The sequence below is a fragment of the Clostridioides sp. ZZV14-6153 genome (genome assembly GCF_020657855.1).
Taxonomy (GTDB): domain Bacteria; phylum Bacillota; class Clostridia; order Peptostreptococcales; family Peptostreptococcaceae; genus Clostridioides.
On the sequence record NZ_JAGWCZ010000025.1, the window covers coordinates 1 to 15,849 of the forward strand.

The window sequence follows — 15,849 nt, forward strand, 5'->3', positions numbered from 1 at the left end:
TAAGAATCATAAATTAGCAGGTGCAATAAGTGAAGTTAGTTGGTATGAATTTAGAAGGTTACTTGAGTATAAAGCTATTTGGTATGGGAGATTAATTTCTGTGATAGGAAATACATATCCATCAAGTCAGTTATGCAGTGTATGTGGTCATAGAAATAAAGATGTAAAAAACTTATCACTTAGAAAGTGGGTTTGTTCAGAGTGCCATACACAGAATGACAGAGATATAAATGCCAGCATAAATATACTAAAAGAATGATTAAGATTAGTGGGGATGGAACAGCCCTTAGAGCCTATGAATGCTTAGTGCAAAAGTGCTATCGAATATGAATCTCCACCTTCAAACATTACCGAAGGTAATTAAGGTGGAGTAGTTCAAGTTATTGTCTATTAAACTGTATTTTAAACTTTATATATCTTTTAAGGAGTGGGAATATCCTTTGGAATAGGACACTTATATGTTTTCCCATTCATTGATTTATCGAATTCTTCTTTTGCCTTTTTAGCTATCTCTGGATTGTTTAATATTTTAGCTCCAAACATAGCCATAATTTTTGCTGCATATATCATACCTTTTTCTCCAATAGAACTTCCTGCACAAGATGTAAACTGCCAACTATGCCCAGGTGCACCTATGTTTGTACATCCTGTAAAAAAGTATGCTGTAGGAACTATATGCATTACATCTCCAATATCAGTAGAGCCATAGCTATTAAAGTTCGTAACATTTCCTCCTCCATAATATAGGTGAGTTCCTTCTGGTAAATTATATTTACTTATCATAGCCTCATATTGTTGTGGGCTTTGTCTATCTAATTCAGCTGCAAAATCCAATTCATCTTGAGTCCAAGGCTCTTGTGTAATATCATCCATACATTCTGACACAAGATTTGCTAGAACATGATTGTTTAAAGTATTATAGCATCCTCCTAAAAACTCTACTTCAACCTCAGTCTCAGTCATCATTGCAGCTCCTTTTGCTACCTTTATAAGTCTTTCATATGTATTTTCTACAGCTTCTCTACTCAAAGCTCTTGTGTAATACCATACTGATGCTTTATCAGGAACTATGTTAGGTGCCACTCCTCCATCTGTAATAGTATAATGAATTCTTACATCAGAAGTAACATGCTCTCTCAGATAATTAGCTCCTACATTAGTAAGTTCTACAGCATCTAAAGCACTTCTTCCATTTTGAGGGTCTGACCCTGCATGTGCAGTTATCCCCTTAAAATGGAATTTTACAGAATTAACAGCTGTTGATATACCCACTGTAGCTTCACTAATTTTATTTGGATGGAAATTTATAGCTAAGTCTAGACCTTCAAATGCACCGCCTCTAGCCATAAATCCTTTACCTGTTAATTGTTCTTCTCCTGGACATGCATAAAAAACTATAGTTCCTCTTAAATTATTTTCTATCATTTCTTTTTTAAGTCCTATTACCGCTCCTACATGCGCAGTACATAATAAATTATGTCCACATCCATGACCACAAGCTCCCAATTCAAATGCTTCTTGCTTTGTTGAAACTTTTTGGTTTAAACCAGGTAATGCATCAAACTCTCCCATAAAACCTATAACTGGTTTCCCTGAGCCAAAACTAGCCTTAATAGCTGTAGCTAAACCTCCTACCCCTACTTCCACATCAAATCCTTCACTTCTTAGAAAATTTGCTGTATTTTCACATGCTTTGAACTCTTTAAATGCTTTTTCTGGATTTTTCCATATTTTCTTACTCAAATCATCAAGTTTAAGTCTTTTTTCATCTATCTCTCTTATAGATATACTTCCTATCATTAACTTTACCTCCCATAAATCTATTTCATATTAACCAAATATAAGTGGACCTATTATACTAGCAAATGCCACTGAAGCAATAGTTACAGTAACAAATCCTCCTATAATCATTTTTGGTAATAAATAATCTGTTGCCCTTTGCTTTTCTTCTACACTTCCTTCCATAGCATCAATACCTTCATTAGAAATTATCTGTGTTGCTGGATAAGCAAGCATACAAGTTACACCAATCGCTGCTGACATTCTTGGAGAATATCCTAATAACTTTCCTACAATTGCAGTAAATAGTATTATGAATATAGCTCCTATAACTAGTATTCCTATAGTTGGAACAATCATTGCAAATAGTGCTGTTGGAGTTACCTTAGCAAGTCCTCCAGGTAACATTAACATACAACCAAACATTATAATCCCATTAGATTGAGATTTATCTAAAATTCCTTTTTCTAAAAATCCTATTCGTGTAAAAATTAGCCCTACTAACAAACATGCTATATTTGGATTTAAATAATAGTTTGAAGGAGTAAATCCTGGTATTAAAGTAGCCAAGCCTACAAAGTTACCAATCATAGCAACAAATGAAAGTTTTGCAAGATATACTAATGTAGATGATTTTTTATTTGACTCTTCTTTAAAAATTCTCATACTTGGAAGCTTAAAATTACTTTTTGATTCATCCCTTAAGAAATCTCCCCTATCTCTTTTAAATTTTAATTCTTTATTTATACAATATGTTGTTATAGGAATACCAAAGAATTTTTGAAATGACAATACTAGAATTACAAATGCTGCAAGTTCAGGTCTATTTGCTGCTTCTGCAACCGTTGTTACAATAATACCAGCAATAGTAGAACCTGCTATTGGAGGTGCTGCTATTAAAGCATACTCTCTACCAAATAACATACTACCAACTGTGAAACAACCAACCGCTATGCCTACAATACCTACTAATGCAATTACAACTGTTTTCCATTCATGGCATAAGTCTTCAAGGTTTATAAGTGTTCCTAAGTTAGTTATTAATAATGCTATACCAAAGTTACTCATCGCAGCTAATATCCCCGATGCTCCTGTAACATCTTTTGGTAGAATATTAGTCCAAAATCCTAATAAAAATATAATACATACAAATAGCAATGTTGAAATTGCACCTTTTGTTTTCTTAGATAAAAACTCACTAAAAGCATAAATCATTACACATACAGTAAAGCAAGTAAGCGGATTCCAAAAATTTTCCATTGTTGTTTCCTCCTAAATATAATAATTTTTTATCAATAAAACAATAATTATAAAATGTATATTCTGTAGTTATTATTAACTACATATAGCACAGTTTGATATTTTTTGATGATATTTTTATACGTCTTAAATTATTCCTAAAATATCTAAATAAATATAACTTATAGTTAACTTTTTAAATATTTACCATAATCATTAATTTACTAGACTTCTTTTCAATTTTTGACTTTCTACATTATTTTATAAATGCAGAATTGTACTACAACTATCTTCAATTTTAATATACATGTTGGAAGACTTGTCTTTATTTAATATTAGATATATAATTTACGCTTTATATACGTCTTAAATTATTCTTAAAATAGCTAATATAAATTAATAACATACCTATTACTATTGTTAAAAGATACCTTATTTTAATTATTTCTTTTAAGTCTTCTTTAGGTACAAATTTGTATCTGCTAATACCTCCCCTCTTTAAATTAGACTATATCTAGCGACTTTAGAAATCGTATTCCTAGAAATAACAATTATTTGTCATATTAAATCAATGATAAACTATATGTCTATAGTAGTCCTAAATTATTCTTAAATTAGCAATAAAAAATAAATTTACTAAAATATAAAGTCACTAGTTTTTATTTTGTCAAACTATTCTTTATATAAATTATAATTTCAAACTTTACTTTTGTCAATATATTCTGACAATAAATTGCAAATTTATAGTTTTAAAATTAGTCTTAATCTTCTTATATCACTATGTACTTTATACTTAAATACTACAAAATTTTTTAGTGACTATAAATTCTATGTCAGTATATAAAGTCCTAAGTTTATTTTTATTTAAACGTGATAGTACTATATTCAAGTAAATTTCCATAAAAATCACCCTATTTTGTCATGAACCTATTTATCCCTATCATCTTTAAGATAAATTGGTGGATGCTTCACACTTTTTAATTCTTCATTGCTTTTTAAAAGTTTATTATTATTTTCCATATCATAAATCTGTAACATAACTTTATTTACATATAGAGCATAATAATCATCACTATAAAAATACTAATATTCATATTGAGGGTCATCTTTGTAATATACTCTGTATAGTATTCCTTTGTAGCTTGCTTTCTTTGCTTTTTCTTTTGTAATACTCTTTATATTATCTTCTGAAATATCTTGCTTTACCATATATTTATTAATATATATTTCAGCATCCTTCCATGGTTTAAAGTAATTGTTATATACAACACTCCCTGTTATACCTACAATACTTATAATTAATACTAATAAAAAAGATATAGTAGTATCTACTATCATCTCAATTAACCCAGAAAAATCCTTCCCAATTTTTTTCTCGTCTCCAGGATGTAATTCTGGAAGATATTTATCACAGCAAATAAATTTTGCTCCAGCACCTTCAATTTTATCTTTAAATTCATTAAAAGAATAATACAATACCTCATCCCCTCTATCTACCAATTCACGAACTACTTCAACTGTAGGATTAGTGTGAACATATGCAGGAATACTAAAAAATACTATTTTACTCATATTTTATCCATCCTTTTATAATTTTTTTAAAATTACTATTCTTTACCTATTACTCCCATATGACCTATAAAATTTATCAAATCATGTTGATGAACAATTCCTAATCCTCTTTCTTCATATCCTAGTATCAATAATTTATCTCCTGCGTTTATATTAAATACATCCCTTGCTTCTTTTGGAATAACAATCTAACCACGTTCACCAACTACGACAGCTCCAAAGAAAAATTTTCCTTTAGGTGGTATTACAATACCTATTTTTTCTTCTGAATGATTAACTAAGTCATCTAGTTTGACATTGTACAATTTTGCAAGTTTAATGCAACTATCTATATCAGGAGCAGATTCGCCTTTTTCCCATTTTGCTACTGATTGTCTAGATATATTAAGTTTTTCAGCTAATTCCTCTTGTGTGTACTGATGGATTTTTCTTAGTTTTTTCAAATTCGTATTAATCATATTTTTCATGCCTCCTATGTTTATAGTATTAGATTTATTGCTTAAATTCTATCAACTAATCTTAACATTCATGTATATATTTATATCAAAAGAATTTAAACTATATGCTGTTAGAGAAAACCTTGAAAAAACTAGATTCACAAAGGATATATTTTTAGAAGCATGTATTGATTTAAAAATAATAGGATTTGATAAACCAAAAGATTGTCTTCGAAAATGGAGAAAAATCTACTTAAAACAAGGCTAAGCCTCTCTTGTATCTAAATCAAGTAGAAAACTAAATCTAAAAAAGAAAACAAATGTAAAGATGAGTTGAAACGAGTAAAAACAAGAATCAAATATCTTGAAATGGAAAATAGTTTTAAAAAAATATAGATGTTCTGGAAAGGACCATGATAAAATAAATAAAGTTTCTGGAAATAAAAAACACTTTTGAACAATACATAAAATTAAATAAAGAAGATAAATCTTTACCAAAAATGACAATAAAAGAACTTTGTAAAATAGCCAATGTAAGCCGTTCAGGCTACTATCATTGGTTAAACTGATATAACTACTGCTACTAAATAACATAGAGTAATGAAAAATATTTTAAAAAGAAACTTTATTCAAAGTAATCCTTTAAATGTGTTGCTAACGGATATTACCTATTTACACTATTCAAATTGAAATATAGCATATTTAGATGCAGTAAAAGATGTTACAACAAGGGAAATACTTTCTTATCATACCTCTCAAAATTTATCTATGAATTTAAGCCTACGACCAATCAAAGACATAAGTGATAAGTATTCAAAAAATGATTTGGAAGGTTGTATGATTCATTCTGACCAAGGAATATATTCAAAATTTATATCTGCATGTAAAAAAGCTAATTTAATACAGTCTATGTCAAGAAAAGGAAATTGTTTGGACAATGCCACAATGGAGTCGTTTTTTGGTCACTTAAAAGATAAAGCTGGTTATGAAACATGTAGGAGCTTTGATGAGGTAGAAAATATTGTATCAAATTACATAGAATATATAATAATAAAAGGGAACAATGGATATTAAAAAAGATGACTCCTGCACAATACAAGAATCATCTTATGGTTCCGTAATCATTCTGTGGTTTTTTGATGTACGATATAAAGAGCTCAGTTCATTAATAAAGTGTCTTTTATAGTTATGTAATTACATACGTAAAAGATTTGCCATGACATCATAAGTATTGTATCCAACAACTCCATCTGAAGTTAGACCATGACCTCTTTGGAAGTGTTTTACTGCATTATATGTGGCAGGACCAAATGAACTATCTAAACCAATGTCATAATTTAGCTCACGTAACAGTAGTTGTACACAGTGAACATTATTTCCTTTTGTAACATGACCATAACCAACGAGTGTACGAGTACTTATTGTATAGTTTTTGTCACCTGATATAGTAATAGTTGCCTTATCTGGGTCATATTTTCCATAATGTTGTGAATATGTTCCCATACTCTCATCTTCTGAACTAAGAATACTTTTATTATCTGGAATAAATATTTCAGCATTTGGGTCAGGGTCTATATTTAATTCCTGACATTTTTGTTCATAGTATTCTTTAACTTCTTGTGGTGCAGTTTCATACTTAAATGTGTATCCAGAGCTTTGGAAATAGATTATAGACGACTCACTTTTATTTGTATTATCGTCTTTTTGCTCTGCGAATGCTACACTTGTAAATGTAAGCATTAAACAACAGAAAAGTGTTAGAACTTTTTTTAACATAAAATCCCCCTAAAATAATTGTATTTCTACTTAATAGTTGTATTACTTTTAGTAGATACTTCTATTTTATCAGACTTTCTTGGAATTTCACCTAAAACTTTACAAGTTTCTTCATACATTTTTCGATATTTCTCTGGTGCAGTTTCATATGTATAATCTATAGTTTCTGCAAACTTAAGACCAAGGTACTCAGAATCAGCTTTATTTTCAGATGGTATGTTTTTATGTATGGTTTCTAAAGCATTAATTTCTAAAAAAGATGTGCTTGTAATTATAAAGATTAATATTCCTGATATAATGCCACTTTTGCCTTTCTGATTTATAATATTTTCAAGTCTTACTTCCAAATCTGGTTTATTAAATTCTGTTGTTAACAATCCGCTACAAGTAATGTTAGAAAGCTCTATTGATTTGAGTAAAGTCATACCATAAGATTTTTTCTCTTTTAGAGAACAATTATTTAGAACACTTTCATCACAACAAAGTTCACAATCAATTGAAATTTTTTTGCTCATTATGAATACAAATGGATTAAACCAATATAAGCCTTTTATAAATACTACTAAAAATTTTATTAATATATCTTTGTTTTTAAAGTGAGTTAATTCATGTTTTAAAATCCAATATACTTCATCTGCACTATATGGTAAATCAGGTAAAAGTATATATGACTTAAATAACCCCATACCTGCTGGGCTTTCTGGTTCTTCTGTATATCTTAGGGTTATATTTTGCTTAATATTTAATTCAGATAATAAATTATGATAAATGTTATTGATACTTTCATTTTCTATTTCGAAAGAAGTATCAATAATTAAGTCTTTAAATTTTAAATATTTAGATAATACACAGTATAAATATATTATCGTTCCAATTGCAAAAATTAATAATATAAAAAAAGAAATACTTATTTCTTCTTTTATATTATTATTAAGATTAGATATGTTATTAATAAGAAAATATTTTTGTGGTGTATCTGTAAAAAAATTTACTGAATAATTAAACATAAAAAATAACATTCTAAAAATAATAATCAACCAAATATAGTAATTAAATTTTTTACTAAATTTTTTAAAGAAAAATGTTTTTAAAAATATTAATATACAAATGCTAATACTACTTATAATAACTGTTTTTAAAATATTGTAAACTAAATAGTTAACACAATTATTCATCTTCATCATCTCTGAAAAGTTCACTAAAAGACTCTACTTTTTCTTTTGATATTGTTTTGTTGTTAAGAAATGAAGTAAGAAAGCTTTTAATTGAATTGTCATGAATATTTTTACAGAATAACTCGGTTACAAAATCTTTATATTCTTCTTCACCCACAATAATTATGTAATGAGTATATCTATCTATTTTATTAGCTTCTAAAAATTTCCTTTTAACAAGTCTGGCTAAAAGCGTAAGTGTTGTTGTTTGTTTCCAACCATATCTTTGTTCCATTGCGTAGATAACATCTTTAGATATTACTGTCTCATTTATTTCCCATATAAACTTCATAATCTTTAATTCTGCTTCTGGTATTTGTTTTAACATAGTTATCTGCCCCCCCCTATACTCTAATACTACAAAACTAGATCAAAAGAGTCAAATAAAAATTTTTAGGAATAAAAACAAAATATATGTCAAGAAATTTAACATAATTTTATTTTAAATTTATATTGAATTTCTTAATAAAATCCAAGAAAATCAAGTTTGAAAATGATAGATACTTGGAGATACCTTTAAACACAAAATAAAAGCATATTTAATTTAAAGATGCTTTTATTTTTTAAATTTTTGTATTTTTATTCAATTTTTATAAGACCTTTTTCATCTTTAGTAGAGACTTCTATTATATCTGAATCCTGAGGAGTTGTACCTAGTTTCTCACAAGTTTCCTCATACATTTTTCTGTATTTTTCTGGAGCAGTTGCATATGTATAATCTATAGTCTCTGAAAATTTAAGGCCATCATTCTCAGTGTTAGCTTTATTTTCAGAGTGTATATTTTTTTGTATAGGTTCTAAGGCATTAATTTCCAAAAAAGAAGTACTTGAAATTATAAATATTAATATTGCTAATATAATACCATTTTTACCTTTACTCTTTATAATATTTTCAAGTCTTACCTCTAAATCTGATTTATTAAACTCTGTTGTCAATAAACCTCCTTCATTAAAATTAGAGAGCTCTATTGATTGAAGTAAAGTCATGCCATAAGATTTTTTCTCTTTTATAGAACAATTATTTAAAACACTTTCATCACAACAAAGTTCACAATCCGCAGAAATTCTTCTACTCATAATATAAACAAGTGGATCAAACCAATATAAGCTTCTTGTAAATGCTACTAAGAATTTTATTAGTATATCTTTATTTTTAAAATGTGTTAATTCATGTTTCAAAATCCAGTATATTTTATCTTTGTCGTATGGTAAATCTAGTAATAATACATATGACTTAAATAAACCCATACCAGCTGGACTTGATAACTCGTCTGTGTATCTTAAAGGTATATTCTTTTTTATATTTAGTTCAACTAATAAATCCTTGTAAATATTATTTATGTATTCATCTTCTACGTCAAAAGAGGTATCAATAATTAGATTTTTAAATTTTACATATTTATATAACATATTAGAATAAGAGAATATAGCTCCAACTATCCAAATCAATAATAAACAAAATGAAATATTTAAACTTGGACTAATCTTAGTATCAAGATTCGTAATATTGTCAATTAAAATATAATTTTTTGATGCCTCTTTAGTAAAGTCTATAGAATAACTGAAAAAGAAAAATATCATTCTTAGTATAATGATTAACCAAATGTAATAGTTAAATCTCTTACTAAATACTTTAAATAAACGTACTTTTAATAATAGTAATAAGCAAATATAAATACTGCTTATAATTGTTGTTTTTATTATACAATCAAATAAATAATTCATACAATTACCTTACCCCTCAATAAAATAACTTTTTACTTTATAATTTAATATATATTTATCTTATATATACAATAATACATTAAGACAAATATGGAAATACTTACCTGTGGATGTTTTAAAAAAATAACTATACTATTAAAGATAATATCTTAATAGAAGTATAAAATGCAACTTAAAAAGTTAAAAGAAAGATATAAGCAAGTGTTAAGGGTAATAAAACAACTCGTCAAAAAAACATAATAATAAATTTATCCATTCAATTTCTACATTGCATAAAGACGGACATTTAACCAAAGAAAAACTAAATAAATTGGAGCATTGGGTAAGAAGCTGGAAAGATGAGGAGTGATATATAAAAACATTTTTAAAAAAGAGTTATCATGCTTAAATAACTCTCTTCTACTCATTGTTCTTAGCTTCATTTAGATTTTTTATTAAAACAGACAAAACCTCTGAGACAATTCTTAATCCTTTTGAATCTAAATTTTCTAGACCTTTTATTATATCATTCTGTAAATGAGGTTTTGCATATTCAACAGAATCTTTAAGAATTATATCTGCTGTTGTATCTAAAGCATTTACTATTTTAATAAGTGTTTCTAAGCTAGGTATCTTCTTACCTCGTTCAATATTACTTAAATGATTGTATCCTATATCAATTTTCTCTGCTAATTGCTCTATTGTAATTCCTAATTCTTTTCTACGCTTTCTTATTCTTTCTCCTAAATAACTTAAATTCAATTTATTATAATCTCCTATTTTTATATAATTCTTATTAATTAGTATATATTTTAAAGTATACATTTTTAATACTCTAATAGGTCTAAAAGTATCTAATAGAATATATTTTTAAAAATATTCTATGCTTATCAAATGAAATTATCTGAAACGGAGATGTCTCAAAATAAAAATTTGAATCATATCCTTTTTTGTATAAAAAACAAAAAAAGGGTTCCTAAGAACCCCTAATCTATGTGATAATTGTCCTGTGAAAAAACAAAAACAACATTTTTATTATATCAGATATGGGTGTTATAAATAAGTAGTATTGCCATTAGCATTGAAACAATTATTCTCAAGGATGATTCAGTAAGACTACTTAGCCCAATTTTAGAGGAGTTGAACTTAAAGTTTGATTAGAAAAAAATCAATTTTGAGACAACCCCTTTGTGCTAAATCACTTTACTTTACTCACCTTTTCTTACATCATTTTCACCAATATCTTGTATTCCAACAAATATAAGATTTATTAGCTCTGTTAGTGATTTCCATTGCGATTTTTTTGAATCAAGATAATAATAGTTTTTAGTCCCTTCTCTACGTACATTAACAATTTCTGCTTCTTTCAATATTTTAAGATGATGAGATACTGCAGGGCGAGAAAGATGTGTTTTTTCTGTAATTTCTCCTACTCGTATACCATTGAAGTCACTCTCTAGGAGTGTTATTAAAATTAACTGTCTAGTTTCATCACCCATAGCAGAAATAGCTTTACGACAGTCTTTAAATTTAGATGTTATTTCTTCTATTCTTTGCTGACATTCTTTTTCCATAAAATCCTCCATATCTTATAAGTATCTAACACTTGCTGCCTCTTTTTGTGCAGTACGTCTATATTTAACATCTGGATATCCAATAACTAGCGTTGTAAGAACATGATTCTTGTGTTTTAAACTTAGAAACTTTTTTAACTTTGGCGAGTTATTTGCTACATCTGAAAAATATCCACTAAATAAAACCCCCAGACCATAAGATTCTGCCATTAGTGCCATATTAGATGCTGCAAGTGAACCACTAATCTTATCTTTTGTAATTATCATTATTGCAATAGGAGCATGCTTGAAGAAAAAGTTATCATCAATCTCAATTTCCTTTGAATATTTAACAGCAATGTTTGCAATCGGTTTGATTTTTCTAAAAAATCTCACTGCCTCCTTTTCATACATTGCTTTTTTATTGTCCAAAACAATATATGATACATCTTGTGAATTTTTAGCACTAGGTGTGTATCTACCTGCCTCAATAATTTGCTTTACAATTTCTGAAGAAACTTCTTTATCTTTAAATTTTCTGATACTCCTTCTAGATTTAATTGCCATTAGTAATTCATCTGAGTCTAAGCTTGGCTTATTTGTAAGTTCTATTGGTGGTTCATCAAATCCTGTCAGTGTAATAGCTTCTTTGGGACAGATTGCTGCACAGTGTCCACACATTAGACAGTCTTGCTTTTTAATTACTGATTTTTTATTTTCTATAACTATATTATTTACTGGACAATCATTTTTACAAAGTCCACATCCAATACAAAGGTCTTTATTAACTTCAATTATATGTTGATATTTCATATGCACTCCTCTCCCTTTCGTTCATTAGTTTAAACTATTATAACACTCAAATACATTTTATATTCATTGGTAAAGAATTTGATTACCATTGAATTTTTAATATATCTATTGAATAAGTTTTTCATAAATTTTAAAGCATTATAAGTTATATTTAATAAAAAAAGACAAGCTTAGAATTTAAGCTCGACTTTTTCATCTCTTGGTACAAAATAAATTATCTCTCTTTTCAGCAAATCTCTTCGTGAATCCTGCTACAGAGAAAAAATTATACCACTATTATTTTTATATTCTTCTTATTTAATATAAATCTTCACCATTTGAAGCAATTACTTTCTTATACCATTCAAAGCTTTTCTTTTTCGCCCTTCTCAAACTTCCATTACCGATATTATCTCTATCTACATATATAAATCCGTAACGCTTTTCCATTTCACCTGTGCCAGCACTTACTAAATCAATAGGACCCCATGTAGTATAACCTAATAAATCTACACCATCTATAGAAACTGCGTCATACATCGCTTTTATATGTTCTCTTAAATAATCAATTCTGTAATCATCTTCTACATAACCATTTTCATCAGCTATATCTTTTGCACCTAATCCATTTTCTACAATAAATAGTGGCTTTTCATATCTATCATATACATGATTTAATGTAATTCTTAGACCTAATGGATCAATTGGCCATCCCCATTGGCTGTATGAAAGATATGGATTTTTAGCAGATGTAAATATATTTCCTTCAGCTACATCATCTGCATTTTCATCAGTTCTAACACAACGACTGTTGTAATATGAGAATGAAATAAAATCTACTGTATATTTATTCAATAATTCAATGTCACCAGGTTCCATTTCTGGTGTAATACCTTTTTGCTCCATATACTTTAATGCATAGTTAGGATATTTTCCTCTAGATTGTACATCTACAAAGAAATAATTTTCTCTATCTAACTTTGTAGCTTCCCATACATCATTAGGATTGCAACTATAAGGATATACACTTCCAGCTGCAAACATACAACCAACTAAGTTATTTGAATCAACTTCATGTGCTATTTTAGTTGCAATTGCACTAGCTACAAGTTCATGATGAGCAGCCTGATATTTTATCTTTTCAGTATCTTCGCCTTCTTCAAAACAAATACCAGCACCCATAAATGGAGCATGTAAAATCATGTTTATTTCATTAAAAGTTAACCAATATTTAACTAAGCCTTTATATCTTCTAAAGATAACATTACATAGTTTCTCATAGAAACCTATCATTTTACGATTACGCCATGCACCATACTTTTCAATTAAATACATTGGACAATCAAAATGTGTAATAGTAACTAGTGGCTCTATTCCATATTTTTTACATTCTTTAAATATATTTTCATAAAATTGAAGCCCCTTTTCATTTGGTGTTTCTTCATCACCTTTTGGAAATATTCTACTCCATGCAATACTCATTCTATATACTTTAAATCCCATTTCACCAAATAGCTTTATATCTTCTTTATAATTATGGTACATATCAATACCAGTTTGAGCTGGATAATAATGTTCAGCATCAAAATCAAACATTTTTAATTTACCTGTAATAACTGCTGTCCTATCTTTTCCGGTTGGACATACATCTACATTTGCTAATCCTCTTCCGTCTTTATTATATCCACCCTCACATTGATTAGCTGCAGTAGCTCCTCCCCATAGAAAATCTTTTTTAAAACTCATAGTTAAGCCTCCTAAAATTATAACTAAGGCATTAACTTATGCTAATGCCTTAGTTTTTTACTAAAATATAACCGTAATCAGATTGCCCTCTAATTCAGTACTCTTACTTTCTGTTTCTACTACATCTAAAAATTGTGATGAATTGGTAATAACAATTGGAGTTACAACACTATACCCTGACTCTTTTATTGCATCAATATCAAAGTTTAATATCGTTTGACCTTTTGTAATTCTATCACCTTGCTTTATACATGCCTCAAAACCTCTTCCTTCTAACTGAATAGTATTTAATCCAATATGAATAAGCACTTCAACACCTGTATCTGAAAGAATTCCTATAGCATGTAGACTAGGAAATAAGGTTGTAACCACTCCATCTACTGGTGCAACTACTTTTCCATCACTAGGTATTATTGCTACACCTTGACCTAGTACACCAGATGCAAATGCTGCATCCTCTATATCGCTTAAATTTAAGACTTCACCTTTTATAGGGCTTACTACTATTTCTTTTTCTAATTTAGCAGACTTAACCTCTTTTGTTTCCTCTTTTACATTATTTTTTACTTCTTTAGCTTCTCTTGCTTCCTTTTCTTTATATAAAACCATAGTTAATCCAAAAGCTACAACCATTGATATAGCTATACCAGAAAGAGCTACTATTAAATTACCCATTCCTCCATCTGGTTCAATCATTGCTGGAAGTTCGAATATTCCCATCCCTCCAGTTATAAACTTTCTAAGATTAAAGAATCCGTAGAAAGCTCCTCCAATACCACTAGCAATACAACTTATTATAAATGGCTTCTTTAAAGGTAATAATATTCCATAAATTGCTGGCTCTGTAACTCCAAATATACCAGATATAAAGTTTGGTATTGCCATCTCTTTTAATTTCTTGTCTTTAGTCTTGAAGAATATCGCTAATACGACTGCTGAACTTGCAAATGTACAAGCAAAGAATGGCATCATAACATTATCGTATCCTAAAGTCATAACATTATTTATATATACAGGAATGAATCCCCAGTGCATACCAAAAATAACAAGAATTTGCCAAGTGAACCCTACTATAGCACCTGCTAATAGTGGACTAAAATCTCTTATCGAAATTACAATTTGCGAAATAAGTGTAGAACCAAATGTTGCTATAGGGCCTATAACTATAAGTGCAACAGGTACTGTTACTAATAATGTAAGCATTGGCACAAAGAAAAACTTAACTAAGTCTGGAACAATCTTATTAAATAATTTTTCACACTTAGATGCAAAATACACTATAAATATAATTGGTACAACTGTCCCAGTGTAATCAATTGATATCATTGGTAGTCCAAAGAAATCAATATATACTGGTGATGCAAACATTGTTCCTTTAAATAAAGTGTACATCACATCTGCACCTGCTGATATACTACTGCCTTGTATCGCAGGATAACACATTGCAGCTCCTAGTGCTAATCCCAACATTGGTTTTAGCCCAAATTTCTTAGCTGAAGTATATCCTAAAAATAAAGGAAGGAATGTAAATAATGCATCTCCTGCTGCATTTATTACCATATATCCACCAGATAAATCACTATATAATCCCATTGCTACAAATAAAGCGTTAAATCCTTTTAACATCCCACAGGCTGCCATTATTCCTAGTACTGGCTGAAAAATCCCTGATATTATATCTATACCTTTATCTAGCATACTACCTGATTTTTTATTTTCTGAATTTGTACTTGAGTCATCTAAGTCAATTATTTCAACTATATCTTTATAGACAGCCTCAACATGATTTCCTATAACTACTTGATATTGTCCTCCACTTTTCATTACAGTAACAATACCTTCCATATTTTTCAATACATCATCATTTGCTATACTTTCATCTTTCAAATTAAAACGTAATCTTGTAATACAGTGTACTAATCCACTAATGTTTTCTTTTCCACCAACATTTTTTACTATGCTTTGTGCTAATTGTTTGTATTTTTCCATTTTCTCCTCCATATTTCTTTTAAATAAATTTTTTGAAATTTGAAGGTT

At 28.5% G+C, this 15,849-nt stretch carries 16 protein-coding genes and 1 pseudogene; 3 read left to right on the forward strand and 14 right to left on the reverse strand.

What is annotated here, in order from left to right:
• A partial coding sequence (locus tag KGF46_RS18590; RefSeq protein ID WP_227854949.1) for a transposase occupies positions 1 to 259 on the forward strand: 259 nt, incomplete at its 5' end.
• Between the two features lie 161 nt (positions 260 to 420).
• Here the strand turns inward: KGF46_RS18590 and KGF46_RS18595 are convergent.
• The 5 genes from KGF46_RS18595 to KGF46_RS20445 all read right to left on the reverse strand — a co-directional run bounded on the left by KGF46_RS18595 (position 421) and on the right by KGF46_RS20445 (position 5,048).
• Positions 421 to 1,800: a M20 family metallopeptidase gene (locus KGF46_RS18595; protein WP_227838973.1), complete on the reverse strand. Its 1,380-nt coding sequence runs from the start codon at positions 1,798 to 1,800 to the stop codon at positions 421 to 423.
• Positions 1,801 to 1,830: 30 nt separating this feature from the next.
• Positions 1,831 to 3,039: a hypothetical protein gene (locus tag KGF46_RS18600; protein ID WP_227854948.1), complete on the reverse strand. Its 1,209-nt coding sequence runs from the start codon at positions 3,037 to 3,039 to the stop codon at positions 1,831 to 1,833.
• Positions 3,040 to 4,101: 1,062 nt separating this feature from the next.
• Positions 4,102 to 4,590 carry a DUF3139 domain-containing protein gene (locus tag KGF46_RS20435; protein ID WP_413927289.1) on the reverse strand — a complete coding sequence of 163 codons (489 nt, stop codon included), beginning with the start codon at positions 4,588 to 4,590 and terminating at the stop codon, positions 4,102 to 4,104.
• 35 nt (positions 4,591 to 4,625) lie between these two features.
• On the reverse strand, positions 4,626 to 4,778 hold the full coding sequence (locus tag KGF46_RS20440; protein ID WP_413927290.1) for a hypothetical protein: 153 nt from the start codon (positions 4,776 to 4,778) through the stop codon (positions 4,626 to 4,628).
• On the reverse strand, positions 4,779 to 5,048 hold the full coding sequence (locus tag KGF46_RS20445) for a helix-turn-helix transcriptional regulator (protein ID WP_413894769.1): 270 nt from the start codon (positions 5,046 to 5,048) through the stop codon (positions 4,779 to 4,781).
• 16 nt (positions 5,049 to 5,064) lie between these two features.
• Here KGF46_RS20445 and KGF46_RS18620 point away from each other — a divergent pair, with 16 nt between their 5' ends.
• The gene (locus KGF46_RS18620) at positions 5,065 to 5,295 is read left to right on the forward strand and encodes a hypothetical protein (protein WP_227842960.1); all 231 of its coding nucleotides are present in this window, start codon (positions 5,065 to 5,067) and stop codon (positions 5,293 to 5,295) included.
• Between the two features lie 677 nt (positions 5,296 to 5,972).
• Positions 5,973 to 6,148, forward strand: a pseudogene (locus KGF46_RS20450) (IS3 family transposase).
• A gap of 73 nt (positions 6,149 to 6,221) precedes the next feature.
• Here the strand turns inward: KGF46_RS20450 and KGF46_RS18630 are convergent.
• The 9 genes from KGF46_RS18630 to KGF46_RS18670 form a co-directional block, all read right to left on the reverse strand.
• Entirely contained in the window at positions 6,222 to 6,803 is a 582-nt protein-coding gene (locus KGF46_RS18630) for a peptidoglycan-binding domain-containing protein (protein WP_227842959.1), read from the reverse strand.
• A 26-nt stretch (positions 6,804 to 6,829) separates the two neighbouring features.
• Positions 6,830 to 7,987 (reverse strand): M56 family metallopeptidase, encoded by a 1,158-nt coding sequence (locus tag KGF46_RS18635; protein ID WP_413927291.1) that lies wholly within the window; start codon positions 7,985 to 7,987, stop codon positions 6,830 to 6,832.
• Positions 7,971 to 8,345 carry a BlaI/MecI/CopY family transcriptional regulator gene (locus KGF46_RS18640; RefSeq protein WP_227842958.1) on the reverse strand — a complete coding sequence of 125 codons (375 nt, stop codon included), beginning with the start codon at positions 8,343 to 8,345 and terminating at the stop codon, positions 7,971 to 7,973. The genes KGF46_RS18635 and KGF46_RS18640 overlap by 17 nt, the downstream gene beginning before the upstream one ends.
• Positions 8,346 to 8,596: 251 nt before the next feature.
• On the reverse strand, positions 8,597 to 9,742 hold the full coding sequence (locus KGF46_RS18645; RefSeq protein WP_227861574.1) for a M56 family metallopeptidase: 1,146 nt from the start codon (positions 9,740 to 9,742) through the stop codon (positions 8,597 to 8,599).
• 399 nt (positions 9,743 to 10,141) lie between these two features.
• On the reverse strand, positions 10,142 to 10,483 hold the full coding sequence (locus KGF46_RS18650) for a helix-turn-helix domain-containing protein (protein ID WP_227842956.1): 342 nt from the start codon (positions 10,481 to 10,483) through the stop codon (positions 10,142 to 10,144).
• A gap of 446 nt (positions 10,484 to 10,929) precedes the next feature.
• Entirely contained in the window at positions 10,930 to 11,295 is a 366-nt protein-coding gene (locus KGF46_RS18655; RefSeq protein ID WP_227830281.1) for an ArsR/SmtB family transcription factor, read from the reverse strand.
• 15 nt (positions 11,296 to 11,310) lie between these two features.
• Positions 11,311 to 12,087: a nitroreductase family protein gene (locus KGF46_RS18660; RefSeq protein ID WP_227830282.1), complete on the reverse strand. Its 777-nt coding sequence runs from the start codon at positions 12,085 to 12,087 to the stop codon at positions 11,311 to 11,313.
• A gap of 297 nt (positions 12,088 to 12,384) precedes the next feature.
• Positions 12,385 to 13,812, reverse strand: coding sequence for a 6-phospho-beta-glucosidase (locus KGF46_RS18665; RefSeq protein ID WP_227842955.1), 1,428 nt, complete (start codon positions 13,810 to 13,812; stop codon positions 12,385 to 12,387).
• A 60-nt stretch (positions 13,813 to 13,872) separates the two neighbouring features.
• Positions 13,873 to 15,801: a beta-glucoside-specific PTS transporter subunit IIABC gene (locus KGF46_RS18670; RefSeq protein ID WP_227850587.1), complete on the reverse strand. Its 1,929-nt coding sequence runs from the start codon at positions 15,799 to 15,801 to the stop codon at positions 13,873 to 13,875.
• Positions 15,802 to 15,849 lie beyond the last annotated feature (48 nt).